This window comes from Luteimonas sp. 8-5 (assembly GCF_029763755.1).
Lineage (GTDB): Bacteria > Pseudomonadota > Gammaproteobacteria > Xanthomonadales > Xanthomonadaceae > Cognatiluteimonas.
On record NZ_JARUVM010000070.1, the window covers coordinates 1 to 6525 of the forward strand.

General features: G+C 67.9%; 4 protein-coding genes and 1 pseudogene. 1 reads left to right on the forward strand and 4 read right to left on the reverse strand.

Features of this window, described 5'->3' with window-relative positions:
• The 4 genes and pseudogenes from QAA18_RS08590 to QAA18_RS08605 all read right to left on the reverse strand — a co-directional run.
• Positions 1–605: pseudogene (locus QAA18_RS08590) on the reverse strand (hypothetical protein); the annotation flags it as partial.
• Positions 602–3472 (reverse strand): hypothetical protein, encoded by a 2871-nt coding sequence (locus tag QAA18_RS08595; protein ID WP_279412520.1) that lies wholly within the window; start codon positions 3470–3472, stop codon positions 602–604. The gene QAA18_RS08595 and the pseudogene QAA18_RS08590, both read right to left, overlap by 4 nt.
• Before the next feature lie 213 nt (positions 3473–3685).
• Positions 3686–5053 (reverse strand): outer membrane protein transport protein, encoded by a 1368-nt coding sequence (locus QAA18_RS08600; RefSeq protein ID WP_279412521.1) that lies wholly within the window; start codon positions 5051–5053, stop codon positions 3686–3688.
• A 144-nt stretch (positions 5054–5197) separates the two neighbouring features.
• Positions 5198–5893 carry a rhomboid family intramembrane serine protease gene (locus QAA18_RS08605; protein WP_279412522.1) on the reverse strand — a complete coding sequence of 232 codons (696 nt, stop codon included), beginning with the start codon at positions 5891–5893 and terminating at the stop codon, positions 5198–5200.
• A 144-nt stretch (positions 5894–6037) separates the two neighbouring features.
• Between QAA18_RS08605 and QAA18_RS08610 the strand changes: the two genes are divergently transcribed.
• Positions 6038–6487 carry a helix-turn-helix transcriptional regulator gene (locus tag QAA18_RS08610; RefSeq protein WP_279412523.1) on the forward strand — a complete coding sequence of 150 codons (450 nt, stop codon included), beginning with the start codon at positions 6038–6040 and terminating at the stop codon, positions 6485–6487.
• Positions 6488–6525 lie beyond the last annotated feature (38 nt).

Consider the following 6525-nt stretch of genomic DNA (forward strand, 5'->3'; position numbering starts at 1 on the left):
CTGATGGCGCGGCTGGTGGCGCTGGTGTCCTGGATGACGCTCCAGCTGCCAGTGCCGACTTTTTCGCTCAGCTCGTAGTGCGTCGCGCCGGTGGAACTGCTCCAGCTGGCGGTGTAACTGCCGGTCGCGCTGGACGTTGGCAGCGTCAGGGTCGGCACGGGCGGCGGCGCGGCGGTGACCACGACCGCCACGTTGGGCGTCAGGTCGCCGAACCGCAGCGAGCCGCTGATGACGCGCATGCGCCACTGGAAGTTGTAGGTGCCCGGCGTCGACGGCGCCACGACGGTGAAGTTGAAGATGTGGTCGTAGCCCGGCGGCACCGACGTGCCCACGGGCACCTGCGACAGGCCCCAGGTCGTGTTGCCGGTCGGGTTCTGCGACTCCAGGGCCGCGTCGTACCAGTCGTAGCCGTCGCTGCCGTTGTTCGACATCGTGACGCTGACCGCGTAGCTCTGCCCCGCGACCATCGTCGTGGGCACGCCCTGGGTGATGAAGTCCGCGTTGAACCCGATCAAGCGCTGCTGGCCCTTGTCGGCACCCAGCGCCGTCAGTGACACCAGCGCCAGCAGCGCCCCGAGCGCCAGGCGATGCACGGGCCGGCTCATGGGGCTTCTCCGCGCGTGATCGACTCGGGTTTGCCGAAGGCGTCCCGCACGATGGTGGTGGTCACGCCTTCGGGCGCCTGGATCAGCACCGGCCAGTCCATGCTCGGTTGCCCATAGGCCATGTATGTGGTCGTGGTCTGCTGGCCGAGCGGGCTGGTGGTGCGTACCCGTGCCCCGCTCAGGTACTGCGTGGTGGTGACCTGCAGCGACGGACTCAGTTCGGTGTCCTGGGCCACCGAGGTCACCCGGCCCAGCGCGTCGTACTCGGTCCAGGTGCCGGTGCCCAGGGTGTCGCTGGTGCCCGGATAGGCAGCGAACGTGGTGCGTCCCTCCAGGTCGTAGTCGAACCGCTGGAAGCGCTTGGTGGCCGCTTCGTTGGCCGCGTCGTACTCGCGGATCACGCGCGGTCGCAGCAGGGCGTCGTAATACACCAGCTTGCGCGCATTGCCGGTGCTGATGGATTCGCGGAAATGGCCTGCGGCCAGGCCGTACTCGGTCGTGGATACCGGTGCAAAGCTGCGCGTGGTGGTCTCCCAGGTCGTGCTGTCGCCCGTGGGCCGCACGATGCCGGTCAGCTGTCCCATCGCGTCGTAGGTGTAACTGGTGGTGTAGCCGTTCTCGTCTGTCGTCTCGGTGAGCCAGCCGTTGTTGTCGACCACGCCGCTGCGCGACGTGCTGTCGGCGAACTGGACCAGCTGCGGCGTGCCGCGCTTCCAACTGGACAACGTCGACACGTTGTCGTTGCCGTCCTTGACCGTCTTGAGCGTGCCGCGCTGGCCACTGGCCACGCTGGCGGAGTTGTCGTAGGTCAGCGTCGCCTTCAGCTTGCCGAACGATTTGGTCCAGTCCAGCTGGCCCAGGCTGTTGTAGTGGTGCTGCAATACGACCGTCGTCCGCGGATCGGGCTGGTTGGGAAGGCTTGCCGTTTCCGTCAATGGCAAGCCGATCAGGCCGTTGACGGTATCGTGCAGGTAGGTCCTGTCGATCTGCTGCATCCCGGCCAGCCCGGCGATGCTGTTCCAACCCTTGCTCGTGAGCGCGAACCCGTAGCTGTCGAAGTTGGCGCTCTCGGTAGTGTAGGTATCGACGCCGCCGACCAGGTAGCGGTTGTCGATGGATTTGATCTGGTGGATGCGGTAGCTGAGCTGGACCTCGTTGACCGGCGGGTACAGGCCGTCGCACGGGCAGCGGTACCAGTGCATGCCCAGGGGGTTGGTGTCCTTGTCGAACACGCTCTGCGTGCGCTGCAACAGGGTGTTGCCGGCCGCGTTCAAGGTGTCCTGGGCGACCACGCGGTTCTCGGTCAGGGACTGGAACGTGCGGTCGATGTAGAACACCAGCTTGCGCTCCGGGCCGGTCACCGTGGTACTCCGGTATTCGGTCGCGTCGCCGCTGGCCACTGGCTCCGGATACCCGCCCACCGCCGGCACCGGCAGCACGAACGGGCCGGTCAGGAAATCGTTCAGGTCGCTGCTGTCGGTGTAGGTGCCGGTGTTGGTCGAGTACGCATAGGTCCAGTTCGCCGTGGGGATGCCCGGCCCGGCGATGGCCTTGGCCACCAGCGCGCGCCTGACGGTGCAGTACAGCGTGCGGCTGAGCACCAGGTCGGGGTTCTGCGTGTCCTGGTACAGCTCCGGCTCGACATTGGCGCGGTACAGCACCACGTCCTTGAACGTGTACGTCGAGGTCAGCCCGTGCGGCGTCTTGACCGTGGCCACGTACTGGGTGCTGGCCACGGTGCAGCCCGGGACCAGGACCGGCTGGGGAAAGATCCGGAACTGCTGGCTGTAACCGCCGCTGCCCATGGGATCGAAGGCGGTGGCCTCGACGCCGCTGTAGGTCCACGTCGAGACGCCGTCGGGCAGGGTCACCGTGGTCAGCTTGTCGCTGAACCCGCTGCCGGCATAGGCATAGGTCCAGGTCCGGCCGTGGGCGGTGGCCGTCGTCGGCCGGCGCTTGCTGCCGGCAAGCGCGTAGTTGATGGCGATGCTGCGCCCGTCCGAGGCGGTGATGCCGGTCAGCTCGCCGTTGGTGTAGCTGTAATCGACGTGGTTGCCGAAGCGGTCCTCGATCTTCGTGACCATCAGCAGCCGCGTGCGCACGATCGGATCCTTCAGCGCCGGCTTGCCGTTGTAGTAGCTCTTGATCTGGTTGAACGTGTAGGTCAGCCCGTCGGGGCCGGCCACGACGATGCCTTCCTGCCCGTCGGGATTGATGATGCAGCTGGCGATGCGGAAGTTGGACTTGGTGAGCTGGGTGCCGTCGGTCTTGGTCAGGAAGGTCTCGGAGGTGACGCCGGGGATGTGCAGCAGCTTGCCCGACCAGTAGGCGCTGGGCGCGATCGGCTCGCCCTGGGCGTCGACGGCCTGGTCGGCGTCGCCGCTGCAGTTGTAGCCGTCGTGCCAGGTGTTCAGGCCCCAGTCCCAGCCGGTATCGCTGTGGCCGTCCTTGACGTCCAGGTAGTTGCCCTTGATGAAGGGAATGTTCCAGGCCCAGCCGGTGGGGCCGCCGGTGTCGTAGTCCTCGCGCGGGACCCAGCGGCGCAGCTCGACCGGGATGGGGAAATTGCCGGGGATCGAGATGTCGGTGGTCGAGAACGTGACCGCGCCGGTGACCGGGTCGTAGTCGTCGCCCAGCGGCGAGGCGCGGGTGGTGTCGGCCTCGACCTTGGGCTCGACCACGGTCATCAGCGCGGTCTGCGGGTCGTAGAGTTCGGTGCTTTGCTGTTGGGTGCTGCAGTCCGGGGCCTGCGGGTCCACCTTCTGGCTGTCGTCCTGCGGGACGCATTGCTTGCTGTCCGGGACTTCCTGCCCGTAGGCAGGCCATGCCAGGCACACCAACACGAACGGCAGGGCCGCCCCGACCACTCTCTGGCGCCTCTAACTCCCCAGCGTGTCTTGCCAGTGCGCAATCCGAGTGGGCGGATTGGCGGCCCATTCCCCAATGGGCCTTCGAGCGAAACATAACGCTGAATGCGGGGGCGATGCGGCCAACTGCGTCACAAAAAAAGAAACCCCGCGCGGGGGCGGGGTTCCTTCAACAACTTTTTCGCGGCTTCCGCCGCTCTTACGAGTCGCCGGTCAGAAGCGGTACTGGGCGGATACGCCGAGCAGGTCCGCGTGGCCGTCGAACGAGCCGACCAGGTTGGAGCTGCTGCTGGAGTGGGTGTCGACGGTGGGGCTGTCGATTTCCACGCGCATGTAGGCGGCGTCGACGCTGAGCGCTTCGGACACGTTCCAGGTCATGCCCAGGGTGTAGACCATGCGGTCGTTGTCGGGCAGGCGCGGGGTGCGGTGCTCGTCGTTGGTCGGGGTCTCGTCGTAGCCGATGCCGGCGCGGAAGGTGAACGCATCGCTGTAGTCCCATTCGCCGCCGAGGGCGTAGAACCAGCTGTCGTCCCACTCGAAGGACTCGTTGCCCACCGGCGTGCCGCCCGGGCGGTAGATGTCGACCGACGGCAACGAGCTCCAGCCGGTGAGCTGCGCGTCGGCCACCAGGCGGGTGGTGTCGCTGAGGTTCCAGCGCACGCTCAGGGTGTCGACCGACGGCACGTCGAGGGTGGCCCAGATGGGGCCGTCGTCGTAGGCGTGGATGCCCATGCCGTTGAAGGTGGCCGCGACGCTGGCCGGCAGGGTGAAGTCGGCCTCGCCCTCGAGGTCCTGCTTGATCTCGGTGCGGTGCGAGTAGCCGATGTGGAAGTTGTCGGTGACCTTCAGCTGCGCGCCGACCACGAAGCCGACGCCGGTGCTGTCGCCGGTCACGTCGATCAGGCCGTCCTGCTTCTGCGGGTGGAACGGATAGGCCGGGTTGAAGCAGTTCATCGGGTTCTGCGCCGCGCACAACGCGGTGCCGAAGTCGATCGCCTTGGTCAGGGTGACGTCGGCGCGCTCGAAGATCACGCCGGCGCCCATCGAGAACTGGTCGGTGAACTGCACGGCGGCCGACAGGGTGAGGTCGACGATGCGCACGTCGGAGGTGATCGCGTCGTAGCGGCCCATCCAGTCGGCGTCGTACTCGGTCTTCAGGCCGAACGGCGCGGTGACGCTGGCGCCGAGGGTGACGCTGTCGAGCGAACCGCTGAGCGGGAACACGAAGGCCATCGCCGGCACCGGCGTGGGATCGCCCGGGTCGCCGCCGTCGCCGCCGGTGAGCGGGCCGGCGGGCGCGCCCAGCGCGGTGGTGCCGCTGCCGTTGAACTCGGCGGTCAGGTCGATGACGGTGACGTCGGCCTGGAAGGTGGTGCGGTCGAGGTTGGTCATCGCAGCCGGGTTGTTCAGCACCACCGAGGCGTCGCCCCAGGCGACCGCCGTGCCGGCGTTGGCGCGGCCCAGGTTCTTGACGCTGTTCTCGCGGATCTGGAAGCCGGAAGCGTCGGCCTGGCCGGCGGCCAGCACGCCCGCGACGCCGAGCGCCAGGGCGGAAAGAGTAAGGCGGGAAGCGGTTTGCATGTGGAGGATCTCCGGCTGTATGCCCAGTGTTGTTCGTGGTGTTGCTGGTGGGGTCTTGCGCGCCTACATACGACGCCGTATGCACTATATCCGGCTTTTAACCGATTGGTAACGTTGGGAAAATTTGCTGCGACGCATCATTTCTCACCCGAAGCCACGCTCGCGCCGCATCCGCCGGGCGATGCCGGCGCGCACCAGCAGGGCGAACAGCACGCCGAAGCCGAAGCCGCCGATGTGCGCCGCCCACGCCACCGCGCCGAAGGCCGGGCCGATGTAGGCGAACACCACCTGCAGCAGCGCCCAGATGCCGATCAGCAGCGACGCCGGCGCGCGCACGAACTGCAGGAACAGGCCCAGCGGCAGCACCACGCCCAGGCGCGCGCCCGGGAACAGCGCCAGGTACGCGCCGATCAGCGCCGAGACCGCGCCGCTGGCCCCGATCACCAACCGGTCCGGGCCGGCAATGAACAGCACCGCCGCCAGGTTAGCCGCCGCCCCGCCGAGCAGGAACAGCAGCAGCAGGCGCCCGGCCCCCATCACCCGCTCGGCCGGCAGCCCGAAGATCAGCAGGAACACCAGGTTGCCCAGCAGGTGCGCCCAGTCCGCGTGCAGGAACAGGGCACTGAACAGTCGCATCCACTGGCCGTCGAACCACAGCGCGTGCCAGGTGCCGGCGATCGCCTCGCCGCCGGTCAGCGCGCCCCAGTCCAGCAGCCACAGCCGCCGCGCATCCTCGGGCCGGGTGCTGGCCCACAGGTAGGCGCCCCACAGCAGCGCGAACAGCAGGGGCGTGGCCCAGCGCAGCTGCTTGCGGTGGCGGGTGGGGATGGAGACGAACATGGCATATGGATAACACGCCGTGGCCGATTGCGTGCGGCTACCGGGGGCCGCCCCCTCTGGAATGAATCTTGCTCACTGCGCGAACGCTGCGTTAGTGTTCCGCGCGCATGGCCGGATGCCGTGCGTAACGCAAAGGATGGAACCTTGACACTCACGCAACGTATCCGGCTTGCACGCCGGCATGGCGGGCTGTCGCAAGCCGCACTCGCGGGACACGCGGGCGTTCATCGCAGCGCCGTCAGTCACTGGGAATCCAGCAAACCCAAGCGTCCCAACATCGGCCATCTCCTCGCGATCGCGGTGGCCACCGGCGTGCAGTTCGAATGGCTCGCCACGGGACGCGGCAGCATGCTCGTCACCGAAAGCATCTCGGCCGATGGCACTGCCGTGGCCGAAGGCCCGGGCGACACCCAGGAGTCCGAACTGCTGCGCGCATTCCGCGACGTGCCGCTGCAATCGCGGCCGGTGCTGGTGGAGTTGGCGCGGCAGCTCGCGCGCCAGCGCCTCGGGCCGCGCACCGGCGTCGCCAAGCCGACGACGCTGATGCATGCATTGCGGCTGCGGCTGGGCGACGATCCGGGGCCGGTGTTGTAGGAGCGGCGTTGTTGGAGCGGCGGCAGCCGCGATCGCGG

What these genes read in the sequence shown, in the direction of transcription:
- QAA18_RS08605 (WP_279412522.1), bottom strand. Translation starts at nt 5,893, where the DNA reads ATGTTCGTCTCCATCCCCACCCGCCACCGCAAGCAGCTGCGCTGGGCC.
- QAA18_RS08600 (WP_279412521.1), bottom strand. Translation starts at nt 5,053, where the DNA reads ATGCAAACCGCTTCCCGCCTTACTCTTTCCGCCCTGGCGCTCGGCGTC.